13 protein-coding genes are annotated in these 17184 nt (G+C 65.9%); 5 read left to right on the plus strand and 8 right to left on the minus strand.

Going from position 1 to position 17184, the window contains the following annotated elements; translation table 11 throughout:
• Nucleotides 1-5: 5 nt before the first annotated feature.
• Entirely contained in the window at nt 6-938 is a 933-nt protein-coding gene (locus tag CH281_RS13660; RefSeq protein ID WP_032365792.1) for an aldo/keto reductase, read from the minus strand.
• Nucleotides 939-1149: 211 nt separating this feature from the next.
• Here CH281_RS13660 and CH281_RS13665 point away from each other — a divergent pair, with 211 nt between their 5' ends.
• The 5 genes from CH281_RS13665 (at nt 1150) to mshC (ending at nt 5526) form a co-directional block, all read left to right on the plus strand.
• Nucleotides 1150-1980 carry an undecaprenyl-diphosphate phosphatase gene (locus CH281_RS13665; RefSeq protein WP_169879437.1) on the plus strand — a complete coding sequence of 277 codons (831 nt, stop codon included), beginning with the start codon at nt 1150-1152 and terminating at the stop codon, nt 1978-1980.
• Between the two features lie 25 nt (nt 1981-2005).
• Nucleotides 2006-2725 carry a histidine phosphatase family protein gene (locus CH281_RS13670; RefSeq protein ID WP_032408266.1) on the plus strand — a complete coding sequence of 240 codons (720 nt, stop codon included), beginning with the start codon at nt 2006-2008 and terminating at the stop codon, nt 2723-2725.
• Nucleotides 2726-2860: 135 nt separating this feature from the next.
• Complete coding sequence (locus CH281_RS13675) at nt 2861-3451, plus strand: DUF3090 domain-containing protein (protein WP_027497067.1); 591 nt, start codon at nt 2861-2863, stop codon at nt 3449-3451.
• A gap of 35 nt (nt 3452-3486) precedes the next feature.
• Nucleotides 3487-4260, plus strand: a complete 774-nt coding sequence (locus CH281_RS13680; protein WP_169879440.1) for an SCO1664 family protein — start codon at nt 3487-3489, stop codon at nt 4258-4260.
• A 24-nt stretch (nt 4261-4284) separates the two neighbouring features.
• A complete protein-coding gene (gene mshC / locus CH281_RS13685) occupies nt 4285-5526 on the plus strand; it encodes a cysteine--1-D-myo-inosityl 2-amino-2-deoxy-alpha-D-glucopyranoside ligase (protein ID WP_032365793.1) in 1242 nt (413 codons plus the stop codon).
• Here the strand turns inward: mshC and CH281_RS13690 are convergent.
• The 7 genes from CH281_RS13690 to CH281_RS13720 form a co-directional block, all read right to left on the minus strand.
• Nucleotides 5523-6761 carry a DUF2399 domain-containing protein gene (locus CH281_RS13690; RefSeq protein WP_230593496.1) on the minus strand — a complete coding sequence of 413 codons (1239 nt, stop codon included), beginning with the start codon at nt 6759-6761 and terminating at the stop codon, nt 5523-5525. The genes mshC and CH281_RS13690 overlap by 4 nt on opposite strands.
• On the minus strand, nt 6751-10935 hold the full coding sequence (locus tag CH281_RS13695) for a TIGR02680 family protein (RefSeq protein WP_032408265.1): 4185 nt from the start codon (nt 10933-10935) through the stop codon (nt 6751-6753). Before CH281_RS13695 ends, CH281_RS13690 begins: the two co-directional genes overlap by 11 nt.
• Nucleotides 10936-10939: 4 nt before the next feature.
• Nucleotides 10940-12355, minus strand: coding sequence for a DUF2398 family protein (locus CH281_RS13700; protein WP_032408264.1), 1416 nt, complete (start codon nt 12353-12355; stop codon nt 10940-10942).
• The gene (locus tag CH281_RS13705) at nt 12352-13827 is read right to left on the minus strand and encodes a TIGR02677 family protein (protein ID WP_306427554.1); all 1476 of its coding nucleotides are present in this window, start codon (nt 13825-13827) and stop codon (nt 12352-12354) included. Before CH281_RS13705 ends, CH281_RS13700 begins: the two co-directional genes overlap by 4 nt.
• A gap of 222 nt (nt 13828-14049) precedes the next feature.
• Entirely contained in the window at nt 14050-14349 is a 300-nt protein-coding gene (locus CH281_RS13710) for a Rieske (2Fe-2S) protein (RefSeq protein ID WP_032365798.1), read from the minus strand.
• Nucleotides 14346-16835, minus strand: coding sequence for a nitrite reductase large subunit NirB (gene nirB / locus CH281_RS13715; RefSeq protein WP_032408262.1), 2490 nt, complete (start codon nt 16833-16835; stop codon nt 14346-14348). The genes CH281_RS13710 and nirB overlap by 4 nt, the downstream gene beginning before the upstream one ends.
• Entirely contained in the window at nt 16835-17182 is a 348-nt protein-coding gene (locus CH281_RS13720) for a hypothetical protein (protein ID WP_032365800.1), read from the minus strand. The genes nirB and CH281_RS13720 overlap by 1 nt, the downstream gene beginning before the upstream one ends.
• Nucleotides 17183-17184: the final 2 nt, after the last annotated feature.

Raw genomic sequence — 17184 nt, forward strand, 5'->3', positions numbered from 1 at the left:
TGCGATCAACCGCTGACGTCGTCCAGGGCCGACGTGATGGCCGCCGGCAGTTCGAGCTCCTCGGCCATCAGAGCACCCATCAACTGGGCCAGATCGCGGGCACCGACGATCGCACTGCTCACCCCGGGACGATCACGGGCCCACGCAAGGGCGACGACCAGGGGAGAGGTGGCAAGACCATCGGCGGCCGTGACCGCCGCATCGACGACACCTACCGCCGAGTCGGTCAGGTACGCATTCACCGCGTCGGCGTGTAGCTCGTCGGCCCCGCGCGAATCGGCCGGAATCCCGTTGCGGTACTTACCCGTCAGGACACCACCCGCCAGGGGAACCGCCGCGAGGATGCCTATGCCGTGGTGCAGGGCGGCGGGAACCAGTTCGTCCTCGATCCCACGGGCCAACAGTGAGTACTCCGCCTGCGTCGACACGATCCGTCCGATACCGGCCGCACCGGCAGCCGTGGCCAACTGCCAGCCCAGATACCCGCGGGCACCGGTGTAGCGAACCCGTCCACTCGAGACGGCGTAGTCGAGTGTCGCCGCCACCTCGTCGACCGGGGTCATCGGATCCCACGTGGCTACCTGCCACAGGTCGAGATAGTCGGTACCGAGCTCACGCAGCGTTGCGTCCAACTGACCGAGCAGTCCGCGCCTCGAGCAATCGACGTGATACCGGCCGTACCGCGAACCGACCCCCGCGGCACTGCTGATCACCAAGTCCTGTCGAGGAACCACATCGTCGAGCAACTCCGCGAGTACTCGCTGAGCTCGACCGTCGCCGTACGCCGGAGACGTATCGACCAGGGTGCCGCCCGCCTCGGCGAACGCCGACAACTGCGCCGCAGCGTCGTCCCCATCGGTCCCGCTGCCCCACCCGAGAGTGCCGAGGCCGAGCCTCGACACCCGAAGTCCGCTGGTGCCGACCGATCTCTGCTTCATATGTGCCGAATGTCCTTTTGCCTGTGATCGTCGGGTTCGTACTGGCCTGCCGCCAGTGCACAGTAGTGCGCCGCGCCGCTCGGTGCGCAAGTGCCGCGCCGGGTACGGTCGTCCCCGTGAATCGCGAATCCAGGGGGCGGGCACTCGCCCACGCGCCGGCAACAATCGAATCGTCCACTTCGACGCTGGGACGGGGCGCCGCATGATCGACATGACGTGGCTGCAGGCGATCATCCTCGGCGCAGTCCAGGGACTGACGGAGTTCCTCCCCATTTCCTCTTCCGGGCATCTGCGAATCGTGTCGGGGGTGTTCTGGAACGAGGACGCCGGCGCGTCGTTCACCGCGGTGACGCAGCTGGGTACCGAAGCCGCTGTCCTGCTGTTCTTCTGGCGCGACATCGTCAGAATCATCAAGGCCTGGTTCGTCGGATTGCGCAGGAAAGAAGAACGGGGTCTCGATTACCGTATGGGGTGGTACGTGATCATCGCCACCATCCCGATCGGCATTCTGGGTCTGTTGTTCAAGGATCAGATCCGCACCGGTGCGCGCAATCTGTATCTGATCGCGTTCATGCTGATCGCTTTCGCCGTAGTCATCGCCGTCGCGGAGAAGCTGGGCCGTAAGGAACGGCCGATCGAGGAACTCACCACCAGGGACGGCATCTTCATGGGCCTCGCTCAATGCCTGGCGCTGATTCCCGGAGTGTCCCGCTCCGGAGCCACCACCAGCGCCGGCCTGTTCCTCGGACTCGAACGCGAAGCTGCAGTGCGGTTTTCGTTCCTGCTCGCCATCCCGGCCGTCACGGCGTCCGGCTTGTTCTCGCTGCCCGACGCCTTCGAGCCGGTCGGCTCCGGCCTCGCCGCGTCGGGACCACAGCTGCTGGTGGCCACGATCATCGCGTTCGGCCTGGGTTATGCCTCGATCGCCTGGCTGCTCAAGTTCGTCGCGAACCATTCGCTGTACTGGTTCGTCGGTTACCGCATCGTGCTCGGTGTCGTTGTTCTGGGTCTGCTGGCCGGCGGGGTTGTCTCGGCTACGTGAACCGTTCCTCGTTAGGCTCGGAGCAATGACAGTCATCTTGCTTCGCCATGGACGTTCGACGTCGAACACTGCGGGCACGCTCGCAGGTCGGAGCGAAGGGGTGGAGCTCGACGACCGGGGCCGAGAGCAGGCACAGGCGGTTGCCGAACGGCTGGGGGTCCTCCCGGTCGTGGAGATCGTGCGCTCTCCGTTGTTGCGGTGCGAGCAGACCGTGGAACCGTTGGCCACTCGGTTGGGGCTGACTCCGATGGTCGAGGACAGGATCGTCGAGGTCGACTACGGACAATGGACCGGTCGAACCATCAAGAAGCTGCTGGCCGAGCCGCTGTGGAAGGTCGTTCAGCAGCATCCGTCCGCGGCGGTGTTCCCCGAAGGCGAAGGCTTGGCTACGGTGCAGCAACGCGCGGTCCAGGCGATACGGGAGCACGATGCGCGGCTGGCCGCCCACCACGGCCGGGATGTGCTGTGGGTGGCCTGCTCTCACGGGGATGTGATCAAGTCGGTGCTGTCCGATGCGATGGGTGCCCATCTCGATTCCTTCCAGCGGATCGTTGCCGATCCGGCGTCGATCAGCGTCGTGCGCTACACCTCGACTCGGCCGTTCGTGTTGCGGACCAACGACACCGGATCCGACTTGAGCGTGTTCGTGCCGAAGGCGGAAGAGCCGACGTCCGACGAAGCAGGCGCGAAACCCGACGTTGCAGACTCGTCCGATGCAGTGGTGGGCGGCGGCGCGGGCACCTAGAGATGCCGGTTCGCCGCCGATCTCCCGATCGGTGGCAGGCTGGAGGGCGAGCAATACCGTCCACGGTCGATCTGTGGCCGATAATGGAAGTTCGCGATTCGTTTCGCGGAGCTTTTCGAGTCGTTAGGAGGTGCAATGCCGCGCGCCATACACGTTTTTCGCACCCCTGATCGTTTCGTCGCCGGGACCGTAGGTGAGCCGGGTGACCGAACGTTCTTTCTCCAGGCGGTGCACGATGCCCGAGTGGTCTCGGTCGCGTTGGAGAAGCAGCAGGTACAGGTGCTGGCCGATCGAATGGGACTGCTGCTCGAGGAGGTGCAGCGTCGCTTCGGTACCGATGTGCCGACCGAGGAGGCCGAGACACTCGACACCAGCCCGTTGGTGACCCCGATCGACACCGAATTCAGGGTCGGCACGATGGGGTTGGGTTGGGACGCCGATGCCAATGCCGTCGTGGTGGAGTTGTTGGCCGTCAGTGAGGTCGAGGTCGACGAATCCGTCGTGCTCGACGACACCGACGAGGGCCCCGACGCGGTTCGAGTGTTTCTGACACCCGTTCAGGCTCGCGAGTTCGCAGCGCGGTCCGAGCTGGTCGTGGCGGCCGGCCGAGCGCCGTGCCCGCTGTGCGGCCTGCCGCTCGCCCCCGAGGGACACGTCTGCATCAGGACGAACGGCTACCGCCGCGGTGCCACCTTCGGTCCGGTGACAGAGGTCGACGAGTCTTGACCGTCGAACTACCTCCCTTCGAGGGCCGCGAGACCATGGAGACCGGCGAGCTGACTGTGGTCGGCCGGGTGGTTTCGGCGTCCAACGCCACCCTCGTGTGCGAGGCGGGCGACGGCGACTCGGCAGTGCGGTGCGTGTACAAACCCGTGCGCGGAGAGGTGCCGCTCTGGGACTTTCCCGACGGCACCCTCGCCGGGCGGGAGGTGGCGTCGTACGAGATCTCCGAGGCGCTCGGGTGGGGCGTGATTCCGCCCACGGTGCTGCGCGACGGTCCGTTCGGTCCCGGCATGGTGCAGAAGTGGATAGATACTCCCGAGGAGCGGGTCGAGGGCCGCGTGGACCTGGTCGACATCTGCCGTCCCGATCTCGTTCCGGCGGGCTGGATTCCGGTGTTGCAGGCCTACGACGGCGATGGGGAAGAGATCGCTCTGATCCATGCCGACGATCCACGCCTGCAGCGGATGGCGGTTCTCGACGTCATTCTCAACAATGCAGATCGCAAGGGTGGGCATGCCCTCGAAGGTCTCGACGGTTATGTCTACGGGGTGGATCACGGCATCTGCCTGCACGCCGAGAACAAGCTGCGCACGGTTCTCTGGGGGTGGGCAGGCCAGGCGGTCGACGATGCTCTGATGGCCGACGTCGTGCGGTTCGTCGAGACCTTCGACACCGTCATCGCTCCACGGCTGGTCGACAAGATAACGCTGGCCGAAACCGTTGCGGTGTTGGATCGGGCCCAGCAGCTGATCGCGCGCCCGGTCATGCCGGAACCTCGATCGAGCAGACCGATACCGTGGCCCGCCTTCTGAACGGGCTCGGATAGGCTCGGCTGCATGCATTCTTGGTCCAGCCCGGAGATCCCGACAATCCCAGGACAGGGTCCAGCGCTTCGGTTGTTCGATACCGCAGATCGCCAGGTCCGTCCGGTCACCCCCGGTTCGACCGCTCGCATGTACGTCTGCGGAATCACCCCGTACGACGCCACCCACCTGGGACATGCGGCAACGTATCTGACGTTCGATCTGATCAACCGCTTGTGGCGTGATGCGGGTATCGACGTGCACTACGTGCAGAACGTCACCGATGTCGACGATCCGCTGTTCGAGCGCGCGAATCGTGACGGTGAGGATTGGCGCGATCTCGGTGCGCGCGAGATCGAGCTGTTTCGCGCCGACATGGAGGCTCTGCGGGTCGTGCCTCCGCACGACTACATCGGTGCCGTCGAGTCGGTGGAGGAGGTCGTCGAACTGGTGGAGAAGCTGGTGGCGTCCGGCGCTGCCTACGTCGTCGACGACGCGGAGTACCCCGACGTGTACTTCCGTGCCGACGCAACCGAGCAGTTCGGCTACGAATCCGGCTACGACCGTCCCACCATGGACACGTTCTTCGCCGAACGCGGCGGAGATCCCGATCGTGCGGGCAAGCGCGATTCACTCGATGCGCTGCTGTGGCGCTCGGTACGTCCCGGCGAACCGTCGTGGCCGTCGCCGTGGGGCCCCGGCCGACCGGGCTGGCACATCGAATGCGCTGCCATTGCATTGAACCGCATCGGAACCGGTTTCGACATCCAGGGCGGCGGAAGCGATCTCATCTTCCCGCACCACGAGTTCTCGGCAGCACACGCCGAGGCGGCAACCGGTGACCCTCGGTTCGCCCGGCACTACGTGCACACGGGAATGATCGGTCTCGACGGCGAGAAGATGTCGAAGAGCCGCGGCAACCTGGTGTTCGTCTCGAAGCTCCGCGCAGAGAACGTCGATCCGGCCGCGGTGCGGCTGGGCCTGCTCGCGGGCCACTACCGGCAGGATCGGCCGTGGTCCGACGAGGTCCTCGAGCGAGCCCACACCCGCCTCGCGCTGTGGCGTCGAGCAGCGGCGCTCGAGTCCGCAGCGTCGGCCGACGACGTCGTCAACCGCCTGCGTCAGCATCTGGCCGATGACCTCGACACGCCCAAGGCTCTCGACGCCCTCGACGCGTGGGCGAGTTTCGCAGTCGAGCGCGGTGGATCGGATGCGACCGCACCCGGCACTTTCGCCGATGCGGTCGATGCGCTGCTCGGAGTTCCGCTGCGTTAGTCCGCGGGCCCCAGGCGTAGATCCGCCAGCAGATCCGGGATCAGGCGTTCTTCCATGACCGCTCGTCCCGAATCCCGCAGTGCAGCAGCCAGTTCCGGGTCCCACGGAGTGTCCGTGGGATGCCCCTTCAGTGGTTCCGAGTTGCGCGCGTCCAGTGCGCGGCGGTACGAGTCGACGTCCATTCGCCACGGCACCGCGTCGTACCGGGTGAGTGCGCGGGTCACCATGTGCATTCCGGCCCAGTCGAAGTCGGCACGCCATTCGATCGTGGTGCCGGGGGCGCGCGCAGCCAGCAGCCGATGCACGGCGGCCGAGGGCTGACCGTCGGTGCAGATCAAGCTGGCACAGTTCGAGCCGAGAGAGCGGGCTGCGGCCGCGAGCACAGCGACGTTCTCGCACACGAACACGGTCGACGAGCTGTTGGTGAGAGGGCCGCGCGCGAGCATGTCCACGGTGACGGGAAAGGGCACGCCCTCGTCGGCTGCTTCGTTGAGCCAGCGAGCCACCGTGTGGGTCTCTACGACGCGGTAGCCGAGAACCAGTACCCGGCTCGACACGGCGTCGACCGACACCCCGGCCGTTTCCCACAGCGCTCTGATCCCCACTGGATCGACGGGTCGAGGCACGTTCTCGCGCAACGACAATGCATCGAGGACGAGTTTCGCGGCACCGCCGCCCGTGAGGGCCTTGGTATCACCGGTGGCCAGTTCCGCCAGCTCGGTGAGCGACATCCCGTCCACCGGGAGCAGCGCCAGGACTTGCGTTGCGACCCCGAGCGCGTCGACGGCGACGCGGCCACCGAGGGTGCCGTCCTGATTGAGCAACGACGCGATCCAGTGCTCGATCCACTCGCGATCGGTACCACCGCCGAGCGCCTCACGCGCCCGATCGAGCGCATCGGCGCGCACCTGAGCCTTGTCGGCCGCAATGCGCTTCTTGTCCTGCAGTGGTGCCTGACCGGCAAGGGTGTCGATCAGACCGATACCGCCGTTGAGCGGATGGCTCAACCACGCGTCGAACCGCTCGAGATCGAGCCGGGTGCTCCGTGCCCGAGAGTGCAGGCTGGAGTTGGACTTCGAGATGGCACTGCACAGACGCCACAGTTCCGGCGCATCACTCAGGTCGACGGTGATGTTGCCGCCGACACGAAGCCAGTTGGACTCCAACTTCTTTCGCGCAGCGTCCAACAGCGCCGCCAATTCGACGCTGCCTCGCCACTCACTGTTACCGGCCAAACTCCAGCCCACCTTCGGTTCGGGTCGGCACCCGGCGGGTCAACGGTGATCCGAGGGCGGCTGCGAGGTCGGTGCCGTCGTGTTCGGCGAACAATTCACCGTTCTCCCACACCAGAAGTGCTGCGCTGACGGTGTTCTCGGCGGTCGAGTGCGCCAAATCGTAGTGTGCGCAACCGGGGACGTCCGCGTAGGTGATCCACAGGTCGTAACCGGTCATGAACAGATCCAGGTCGAATTGCACACTCAGTCCGAGCAATTCGCTACGACCGTTGTCGTCGACACCGGCGAACGCCTCGTCCAGCGCCAGCAGCCGCGGTGAATGCGGATCGGCGGACGAGAGCATCACGTGCGCCGCGGCGAACAGCGGCAAATGCAGCGACACCGATTGCTCACCGCCCGAGAGTGCACTGTGACGAGCGACGGTCAGACGATCCTCGTTGCCTTCGCCGCTGATGAGCGTGAACGCGAACACCCGCCAGCGGCGATAGTCCAGTGTCGCGGACAGGATCTCGGGATACGACCGTTCCGGATGTGCCGCACGAGCGATCCTGATCTCCGATGCGAAGTGTGCGCGCATCGCGGCCAGATCGTCCTGGCTCAGCGCCGAGGCATCGCGGTCGAGCAGCTTGGACACTGCCCGCGCCCCGTCGTCGAGGTTGTCCGCGAGCACCCAGTGCACGCCGATCGTGTTGCCCGAGGACATACGGCGTTGCTTCATCTCGGCGGACATCTGGGCGATCAGCTCGCGTGCGTCGACGGTGCGCTCGTGAATCTGCTGCGCCAACCCGGTCAGCAGCGCGTCTTCGAGAATTCGGCGTTCCTGCTCGGTCAAGAGCAGTTCCTGGTCGGCCCTGGCGGCACCGATGCGGTCGGCGAAGTCTCCGACCGAGGAATAGCCCTGCTCGTCCTGCACGCGTACCACCGTCAACCCGTCCGGTGCGTCCCACTGCAGGCGGTAGTCCTGACCGGAAGCGGCCAGTTGCGAGTCGAACTCCTGCAGTGCGCTCGTCAGCGCCGTTCGTGTCGACTTCCGGCTCGAGTCGCTCACTTTCACCGACGCCGTCGCCGTGTCGAGAGCCGAATACAGCGCGAGCACCACCGGTGGAAGTACCGGGACGTCGTCGTCGGGGCCGGCGGCCTGCTGAACCCGATACAGGATCTGTTCGACCGTCAGCCACGCCGAGTCGCTGGCCGGCCACGTGTACGTCTCGTGCACGCCGAGGATATGCAGCAGATCCTTGCGGGCGTACGGTGCCAGTCGGACGGCATCACCCAGGGTCTCGGTCACGGCAGCGCGCAGGCTCTCGAGCGCCGTGTTGCATGCACCCTCGGCCTTGCCGATCGCCTCGCCGGCTTCCTTGTCCGCCTTTCGGGCTGCTCGCTGCTCGGCTCGGCACTTCTCGATGCGATCGCGCGCGTTGTCGAGATCGGTGTTGATCTGTTCGGCCGTGGCACCGAGTTTCTCGCTCAGCAATTCCAGACGCTGCAGCTGTTGCCGATAGCTCTCGTCGGCTATCGCGGCTTCCTCGGCGAGTTCCTCGGCCAGTCCGGTGGCCTCCTCGAGGCGGTTGGTGGCCTCGCGCGCCCGCTCGGTCTCGCGTGCGTGGTCGCTGCGTTTACGGATGACCGCTGCGCCCTGATGCTCGAAATGGCGAATCGCTGCGGCGAGGGCATCGACATCGCGGCCCAGGTATGGGGTGCGATGGGCCACGGCGACGGAGCGCAGTTGTTTCTCTTTCGCGGACAGGTCGGCGATCGCCTGGTCGAATTCTCTGTCTGCCGCTGCAGACGCATCTTTCGAGGTGCGCAGCGCGCCTGCGGCTGCCGTGACGGCACGTTGCGCCTTCACGATGGCCGAGACTCGGGGGAGCTGCTTGGCGGCCGCGTTCAACGCCTGCACCAGCTCGCGTGCCGCCAGCTCGGCGGCGGTCGCGGTCGCGAGTTCGGCTGTCGCGGAATCGATCGCAGCACCGAGCTCGGCGATGCGCTGCTCTCGCCGACGCGCCCGCGCCGTGGCACCGATGTACTCGGCATCCGGTTTTGCGTGGCGACCCTGCTGCACTCCCTGCCAGTACCGACCGTCGACGCCTATCGAGACAGAACTGTCCGAGAGGTCGTTTCGATCCTGCTGCAATGCAATCGAATTCAGTACATCGAGGATTCGCGATTCCTGGACGGCAGTACCGGGCTCGGGTTCCAGCACGGACGCGAGCGTCGAACCGGTCGGCCTCGCGGCCACCGGTAGCGGCGACAGATATTGCTCCGACGTCGCGTCGACGGGGGAGTCTGCGGTCGGATGAATCCACCCGTCGAGCAGGTTCGCGGCCTGCAGTGCGGATTCGATCCCCGCCGCGTCGGCAGAGGAGACCGCATCGGCAAACCGAACCAGTTGCCACAGTGGTGCGCCCGAGAGATCGGCACGGCTGTCGGTGCGCGCTGCGAACGGTGGTGGGGCATCGTCGTGTTCGGCTCGCACCAGGGACAGTTCGCCCCGCAGCGCCTTCACCTCGGCCTCGCGCGCGGCCACGTCGACGCGTGCCTGTGCCTGCCGGGCGCGAATCGCGTCGATACCGTCCGAGGTCTGCTCGGCGAGCACGGATTCCAGGCTCGGGGCGTCGTCGTCGCCGATGCCTGCCAGGGCTGCGTCGAGGGCCTCGAACACAGCGGAGGTGATGCCTGCGGAGGAGTAGAGCGAAGAGTTGCTCGACCACCAGGCCCGCAGACCCGAAGCGAACTGCGCCTTCTCCAGGTCCACCGTCGCCTCGGCCTCGGTGACGGCAGCCGCGGCTGCTTCGAGCAACTCGCGCGCCTTCGTTGCGGCCTTCTCCGCGCGAGCGCGTTCCGTCGACGCCTTCTCGACGGTAGTCAGCGCCTCACGCACTGCACGTACGTCGCCGTCCCGTTCCTCGGCGTGCCCACGAAGCGCGGTACTGATCTGATCACTGCGCGCCGTCCCGGGCAGCGGTGTCCACACGATGCCCGCGTCCTCGGCCGCAGTCTGCAGCTCGTCCTCTGCGCGAGTCACTCCGGCAACGGAGTCCCGGAGTGCCGAATCCGCCCGGGCCGCCTCGGCCGTGCGCTGCTCCAGTTCTGCTTGCGCTTTGCGTGCGCGATCGGCCTGCTGCGCCGTCGAGACCTCCAGCTTCGCAGCGGATTCGGCGAGATCGTCCAGTTGCTGCTTGCCCTCGTACGCGCTCGAGCGCTGCAGGGTTTCTCGGTCTGCGACGGCCTGATCGAGCGCACGCTCGGCCTCGTCGAACCGCGTCTCTGCGGCCGCCCGTTCCAGCAGACGCCGGTCCTTCAGGGCGGCGGCGGCGAAGTGCGCGGTGGTCGCGTGCGTCACGGCTTCGAGCCGACGCGAGACTTGCTCGACATCCGAACGGGTCTGTACGCGAAGGTATTTGGAGTAGACCGACACGAAGTTCCTGGCCGCCTGATCGGCTTGGGCCAGTCCCTCCAGCGCGCGTCCGACTTCCTCCATGTCGCTGAAGGAACGTGCTGCCTCGAGCACCAGTTGCTCGTCGAGGGGACGCAGACCGTCGGTCAGCGCCTGGGACAACCCTTTCGGATCGAGATTCTTGGCCAACTGCGGACGGCGAAGTGTCAGAATCAAATTGATCAACTGGTCGTACCGTTGCGCGCCGAGCCCGAACATCCGGGCGTCGATCGCGGCGCGGTAGTCGACCGGACGATCGGTCAGGGCATCGCTGCCGAGTTGTTCGGCCAATTGTTTCTTCGTCAGCGGCCGGTCGTCGGAGCCCAACAACGAGAAGTCTACTCCCACTCGGCCGTCGGCCACGAAGTACCAGCGGGTCACCTTGTCGTTGTGGCGGCTCGCCCGCATACCGATTCCGACGGTCACCGATTCGGGGTCCTCGCGCGAGCCGCGGCCGAATTCCATCCACACGTACGAATGTGCGCTTTCCTGCCCTCGGTAGAGCAGGTTGGACTTCATCGTTCGCTCTTCACCGGCGAACGGGTTGAGTCGGCGCGGCTCGATCCGGCCGTCGAGGACGAAGGGAAACAGCACTTCGAGCGCTTTGGTCTTGCCGGATCCGTTGGGACCACGCAGCACCAACCGACCGTCGGCGAAGGAGAACTCCTGATCCCGGTAGTCCCACAGGTTGACGATTCCGGCGCGCGTGGGCCTAAAGCGATTCGAGTGTGCGGTCATCTACTCAGGCCTCTACTTCGGATGGATCGGTACTGGGGGCTTGTTCGGTGCCGAAGAGCGAGTCCTGCGGGGCTCGGTCACGCACGCTGACCATCACGTCTCGGTACCGAGCGATCACCGGTAGCACCAACACGCCGCCGGATACGCTGTGTATCAAGCGAAGTCGATGCAACAGCGCAATCGCACGGATGCGTAGACCGTACCGGTCGGTCTGCCACTGCGCCGCGAACGTGCGACCGAATCGGTCCACGAGATCGTCGACGACCGAGACCAGCCAACTGTCCTCGATCAGCGGGTACTGTGTGCGCTCCGCCGAGTTCTCGACCGTCGTCGGATCGGCGGGAAATCCGAAATCGGCCAGGTCGCCGAAGATTCCGCCGCCGGGGATCGCGTCGTCCAGCTGTTCGACGAGTAGGTCGCTCGCAGGTAGCGGATGCGTTGTGAGCGCCGGAGCGTCGGGATCCACGACCCGATCGGAAATTTCTCCCGCGATGAGCAACGCCACCTGAGCGATCGTTCCGGTGCTGGGAAAGCGGTGGTCGGACAACCGTCCCGAGGTGTCGATGAGGGCCACGCCCTCGGCGCGACGCTCGGCAACGAGACCGGTGAGCAACTCGACGTCGGCGACGGTGCGCGAGGCGGTCAGGGCGGTGCGTGCGTCTCCGTCGAGATCGTCGAGATAGACGACGGGGTGTTCGACCAACGCTCGGCGTACCGCACGCAGCGTTTCCTTCGGGTCTGCCTCACGCCCGGACTCGATGTGTCCGAGATCGGAATCCTCGGGATCGATCGGGGCATCCGAGCCGGCCAGCAGGCCACGAATCGAACGCAGGTGCTGCACGGCACGCGGCGGCCGAAACATCGCGACGACCACCGATCGGTCGATGTCGTACAGGGCCTCACCGGCCGTCGGATTGTTCGCCCAGCCCGTGGCGTCGCCGTCGGCCAGCGAGATCGCACCACGCGTGGCCAGCCATCCGATCGCGTCGACGAATGCGTCTCGGTCGCTCGCGCGGTCGGTCGTGAGTTCGACGCCGTCCACCTGACTCGACTCCGTCGCCACGTGATCGGCGAGTTCGGACAGAGTGATCTGGTTTCCGGCCCGACCGAGCGCGGCAAGCGCCAGCGCCAGATACGCGTACCTGCGGCGGTCGAACACCCGCTCGGAAGGCGTTCGCGCGGGTTGACTGTCGTCGAGACGATCGATCACGGGGAACAGACGCGCGGTCGTCTCGGTGACCTCGAAGCGGTAGCCGAACAGCTCCAGGAGATCCTCACGCAGTTCGGTTGCCCACCTGCGCAGCAGCGGTAACGCGATTCGATCGGGGTACGTCGCGGTGACCAGGTGATTGGACAATGCGACTCGGGCAGCCCGCTGGTAGGAATCCAGAGCGAGCGAGGAGATTTCACGTGCTCTCACCGGCGCGCCACCTCACTGACGTCGAGGGCGAGGCGGTCCAGATGCAATCGGCCACGGCTGGTGCGCACGATCGTCGAACGATCGCTGTCGCTCAGCGTCAGGCGCACGCCACTGTCCGATCCGGACGAGTCCGAGGTGCGTCCGCTCACGCGTACCCGGGCAGTCAACGCGGCGTTGAGCAGGCTCAGCAACACGTCGGTTTCCTGCTCGTTCAGAATGCGGTCGTGGATTCCGGCCGAGGCGAGCGACTGCGCGGCGGCACTGCGCGATCGCTGCGACTCGAGTTGCTGCTCGCGCAGTCGTCTGATGCCGCCGTCGTTGCGCTGTACCCGCCCTGGAACGCCGGGGGTCGGAGTACGTCCTGTCTCGGCCAGCGTGCGCGAGATCTCGACCGGCGGTGCCTCCCACCATGATCGGGACATGGGGATGATGTCGGCGTCGGGATGGACCATCGACAGGTGCCGGGTCCGGCCGAGGCCGAACACGGCGTGAAACAGAGCATGTGCGCTGTCCTCGGTGGGGGCAGCAGCGAACCAGCCGGCCAGGTGACGCAGTTGGCTTTCGCGACTCACACCACCCTTACGAGTTTCGGTGACGCGCCGCAGCAGTGACAGCACAGCAGCGATCGCGCTCATGGTGCCCTCGCGGAGGCGCTCGGATTCGCTGAGCTCGGATTCGGCCGCGACGAACCAGTGCGACAACCCGGCCCATCGGTCGGTCCAGTCCGCTCGCCGCTCGTCGACGGAGAGAAAGACTCGTTCGTCGCTGATCGCGGCACGGTCGACGAGTTCCTCGATGCCGGTGCTCTCGACGAGTGCGATCGCTTCCGCCAACTTGGGGGCATAGCGGGTGAGATCGGAGCTGAACTCACGCATGTGCGTGAGCAGTGCATCCTTGTGCGCCAAGAACGATTCGGGCGTGATCTCGGTGGTGCGCACCAGGTCGCCCAGCACCAGATAGAAGTGGGCGGCGCGGGTCGCCATCTCCGACAACGTCGAATCGAGTCTGCTGAGCTTGCGGTAGATGCGGTCGCCGTCGGCCTGACGGTTCGCCTCGGCCAGCTCGTGCATGTCGGCCAGCAGCTCGGGCAACACCAGCCGGGACAGCGAGGCGTCGTCCAGGCGCGCACCGAGCACGTCCTCGACCGCGCGGTAGGCCTTGTAGCCGGCCTGACCGAACTGGTAGACGAAGTGCCGGTTGCGGTATTCGGCGAGGGTCGCGGCGCGGGTGCCGTCGTAGCTGCGTTCGAGCAGACCCCAGGCGTGGAGTTGATCGAGCAGGGGTGCGATGTCCAGTGTGGTCAGCGCGTCGTGACGCCCGGGGCTACGAGCGATGAGGTCGGCGACGTCGCCCGAGTGCAGCAACACCACGTAGTTCGCGCGAGCGGTGTCGAACGCCCGCAGTACTGCCAGGTATTCGGATCTTTTCTCGGCGACGGCGAACGAGAAGAGACCGAGACGGTCTTCCTCCACGAACGCATTCGCGGCACCCAGCCGTGCGTCCTCGCCTGATTCGGTCACTGGAACAGGGTAGGGGGTAGGAGTGGAGCCTGCGGAATGACCCTGGTGGGAGGAGTGGAGCCTGCGGAATGACCCTGGTGGGAGGAGTGGAGCCTGCGGAATGACCCTGGTGGGAGGAGTGGAGCCTGCGGAATGACCCTGGGGGTAGGAGTGCCAATTGTTCGACCGTGCCGGTTACAGCTCCACGGTCACTTTTCCGTCCACCACGGCCGCGGGGTAGGTGCGCACCGGGTCGATGCCGCTCGGGCAGGTGCCGTCGTCGAGAGAGAAGGCGTATTGATGAAGTGGGCAGACGACTACGGACCCGTCGATCTGGCCGTCGGCCAGTGGTCCGCCCCGGTGCGGACAGACGGCGTCCATCGCCCGCACCGAGCCGTCACTTAGCAGGAACACCGCGACCTGTTTGCCATCCACGACGTAGGCCCGTCCCTCGCCGGGAGTCAGGTCTTCCAACGCTCCCACCGGGACGCTCATCGGACCGGCACCTGTGGCAGCGGGAGCAGTGGCAGCGAGGGTGCGAACTGCGCAGGCGATTTGGGTGCCGTGCGGTCCTGCCATGGGTCCACGTAGCCGTCGACCGATGTTTGCAGTCGCTCGTCGAGTCCGGCGACGATGCCGTCACGGTCGTCGATCAGAACGCTCTGCAGTTCCTCCAAGCCGACGCGCGGAACCCAGGCGTACGTCCGTTCGAGCCACTGCGCGTTCTCCCGATAGTGCTGGATGAATCTGCCTGCCACTGTCATCACCTCCTCGGCTCCCGTCACGGTGGCCAACAGATCTCCCTTGCGGATGTGAGCCCCGGCCGCGCCGCCGACGTAGATCTCCCACCTGTCCTCGCCGACCGAGACCACGCCGAAGTCCTTGCACAGCGCCTCCGAGCAGTTGCGCGGGCAGCCGGCGACCGCGAGTTTGAGTTTCGCGGGAGTCTCCAAGCCTTGGAACCGCTCTTCGAGCGCGATGCCGAGAGCCGTCGAGTCGCCGAGACCGAAGCGGCAGAAGTCGCTGCCCACACAGGTTTTCACCGTGCGCATGCTCTTGCCGTAGGCGAAGCCGGAGGGCATGTCCAGATCGCCCCACACCTTGGGTAGGTCTTCCTTCTTGATCCCGAGGAGGTCGATGCGCTGTCCGCCGGTGACCTTGACCAGCGGCACGTTGTACTTGTCGGCGACGTCGGCGATCTTGCGCAGTTGATCCGGGGTAGTGACGCCACCCTTCATCTGCGGTACCACCGAGAACGTGCCGTCCCGCTGAATGTTGGCGTGCACCCGGTCGTTGATGAACAGTGCGCCGCGCTCGTCCACCCAATCCGGACCCCAGACGGTGCGCAGCAGTGACGCCAGCGGCATCTTGGCGGCGGCGTCCTCGACGCCGTCGGTCGCAAGCGCCGTGAACACCTGCGAGACTGCCCGGAGGTCCCGCGATCTGATTGCTTCGATCAGTTCCGGCTTCGTCATCGGGATACACGGCACGTACCGGTCTGCGGTGGGGTCCGCTTCGACCGCGCCACCGGATGCGCACGCGATGATGTCTTTCACCAACCCCTTGCAGGACCCACATCCCTTGCCTGCTCGGGTCTTCGCGGTCACATCGCTCAGATTCTTGGCACCGGCGTGCACGCAGGCCACGATGGCGCCCTTGGTGACGCCGTTGCAGTTGCACACCTGAACGTCGTCTGCCAGTTCGGCGGCTCCTGTTGCCGCAGAGGGCGTTCCCATGTCGAAGAGCATGCTGATGCGCTCCTCGGGCAGCGGCACCCTCTCGTCGAACGCCTGGGTGAGAAAGTTGGCCTTGGAGATGTCGCCCAGCAGAGTGGCACCGACGAGCTTGTTGTTCCGCACGATGACCGATTTGTACGTGCCACTGCGTGGTTCGTAGAACTGAACGAATTCGTCGTCGTCGCGCTCGGGCGCGGTGATCCCCATCGACGCGACGTCGACGCCGGCCACCTTGAGCTTGGTCGTCAAACGCGAACCGTGATATGCGGCAGCGGGATCGGCACCGGTGAGTACATCGGCCAGGACAGCGGCCTGCTCCCAGAGGGGCGCGACGAGGCCGTACACCTCACCGCGGTGCTGACAGCATTCGCCGACGGCATAGATGGAACCTTCGTCCTCGCAGCGCAATTGGTCGTCGACGACGATTCCGCGTTCGATGACCAGGCCGCCGGCGCGGGCGAAATCGACACTGGGCCGAATTCCGGCGGTCACGACGACCATGTCGGCGTCCAGCGAGGTGCCGTCGTTGAAACCGACGCCGATGACGGTACCGTCGTCCGACCGCAACACCGAGGTGGTCCTCTTCGAGGTGTGGACACCGACGCCCAGCGACTCGATCTTGTTGCGCAACACTCGTCCACCGCGCTCGTCGAGCTGCTGGTTCATCAGGTGCCCGGGGGAGTGCACCACGTTCACGTCCAGCCCCTGCGTCCGCAGTCCGTACGCTGCTTCGAGACCGAGCAGTCCGCCGCCGATCACCACCGCCGACACGTCGTCGCCTGACTGCGCCATCTGCAACATGCCGTTGGTGTCGGCGATCGTGCGGAATCCGAACACCCCACGTGCCAGCCTGCCGTCGGACTCGCGCAGACCGTCCATGTTCGGGAAGAACGTGTTGCTACCGGTGGCAATGATCAGTACGTCGTAGTCGACGGACCGACCGCTTTCGCAGACAACCGTTTTGGAGAACCGGTCGAGCGACACCGCTCGATCGCCCACGTGCAACGTCACGCCGTTCTCGCTGTACCAACTCATGGGGTTGAGAACGAGATCCTCGTCGTCGACGGTGGCCTCACCGGACAGCACGTGGGAGAGCATGATGCGGTTGTAATTGCCGTACGGTTCGTCGCCGATCATCGTGATGTCGAACAGCGAGCTGCCGTCTCGCTCGAGGATCTGCTCGACCGTCCGGGCACCGGCCATTCCGTTGCCGATCACCAGCAATCGCTGTTTTCCCGCAGGCATCAGACCAGCACCAGACCGAAGTCGACGACGACCTCTCCGTTGGTTCCGGCGGGGGCCGCGATCACCAGCTCGAGCACGGTATCGGGATCGACGTCCTCGACGACCCGCAACGGAATGTTGACGCCGCTCTTGGCCCCCATCGGGAACATACGCATCGGGCTGCCGTCGCGCAGCAAGGTCACGACCACCAGTTCATCGCTCGAATTACCGCCCCGGAAGTACAGCGGCTGAGCCGTCACCCCCTCGGGGACGACGAAACTCAGGCTGGGATCGATCAACTCGGGCTTGTCCAGACCGTTGCCGGTGAAGGAGAAGACGCCTTGCAGAAATCGCGGTGTGCTGGCCATAC

The organism is Rhodococcus sp. 06-221-2 (genome assembly GCF_002258365.1).
Classification (GTDB): Bacteria; Actinomycetota; Actinomycetes; order Mycobacteriales; family Mycobacteriaceae; genus Rhodococcoides; species Rhodococcoides fascians.

Coding starts and splice junctions, on each gene's coding strand:
- CH281_RS13660 (WP_032365792.1), bottom strand. CDS start 938: ATGAAGCAGAGATCGGTCGGCACCAGCGGACTTCGGGTGTCGAGGCTC.
- CH281_RS13665 (WP_169879437.1), top strand. CDS start 1,150: ATGACGTGGCTGCAGGCGATCATCCTCGGCGCAGTCCAGGGACTGACG.
- CH281_RS13670 (WP_032408266.1), top strand. CDS start 2,006: ATGACAGTCATCTTGCTTCGCCATGGACGTTCGACGTCGAACACTGCG.
- CH281_RS13675 (WP_027497067.1), top strand. CDS start 2,861: ATGCCGCGCGCCATACACGTTTTTCGCACCCCTGATCGTTTCGTCGCC.
- CH281_RS13680 (WP_169879440.1), top strand. CDS start 3,487: ATGGAGACCGGCGAGCTGACTGTGGTCGGCCGGGTGGTTTCGGCGTCC.
- mshC (WP_032365793.1), top strand. CDS start 4,285: ATGCATTCTTGGTCCAGCCCGGAGATCCCGACAATCCCAGGACAGGGT.
- CH281_RS13695 (WP_032408265.1), bottom strand. CDS start 10,935: ATGACCGCACACTCGAATCGCTTTAGGCCCACGCGCGCCGGAATCGTC.
- CH281_RS13710 (WP_032365798.1), bottom strand. CDS start 14,349: ATGAGCGTCCCGGTGGGAGCGTTGGAAGACCTGACTCCCGGCGAGGGA.
- nirB (WP_032408262.1), bottom strand. CDS start 16,835: ATGCCTGCGGGAAAACAGCGATTGCTGGTGATCGGCAACGGAATGGCC.
- CH281_RS13720 (WP_032365800.1), bottom strand. CDS start 17,182: ATGGCCAGCACACCGCGATTTCTGCAAGGCGTCTTCTCCTTCACCGGC.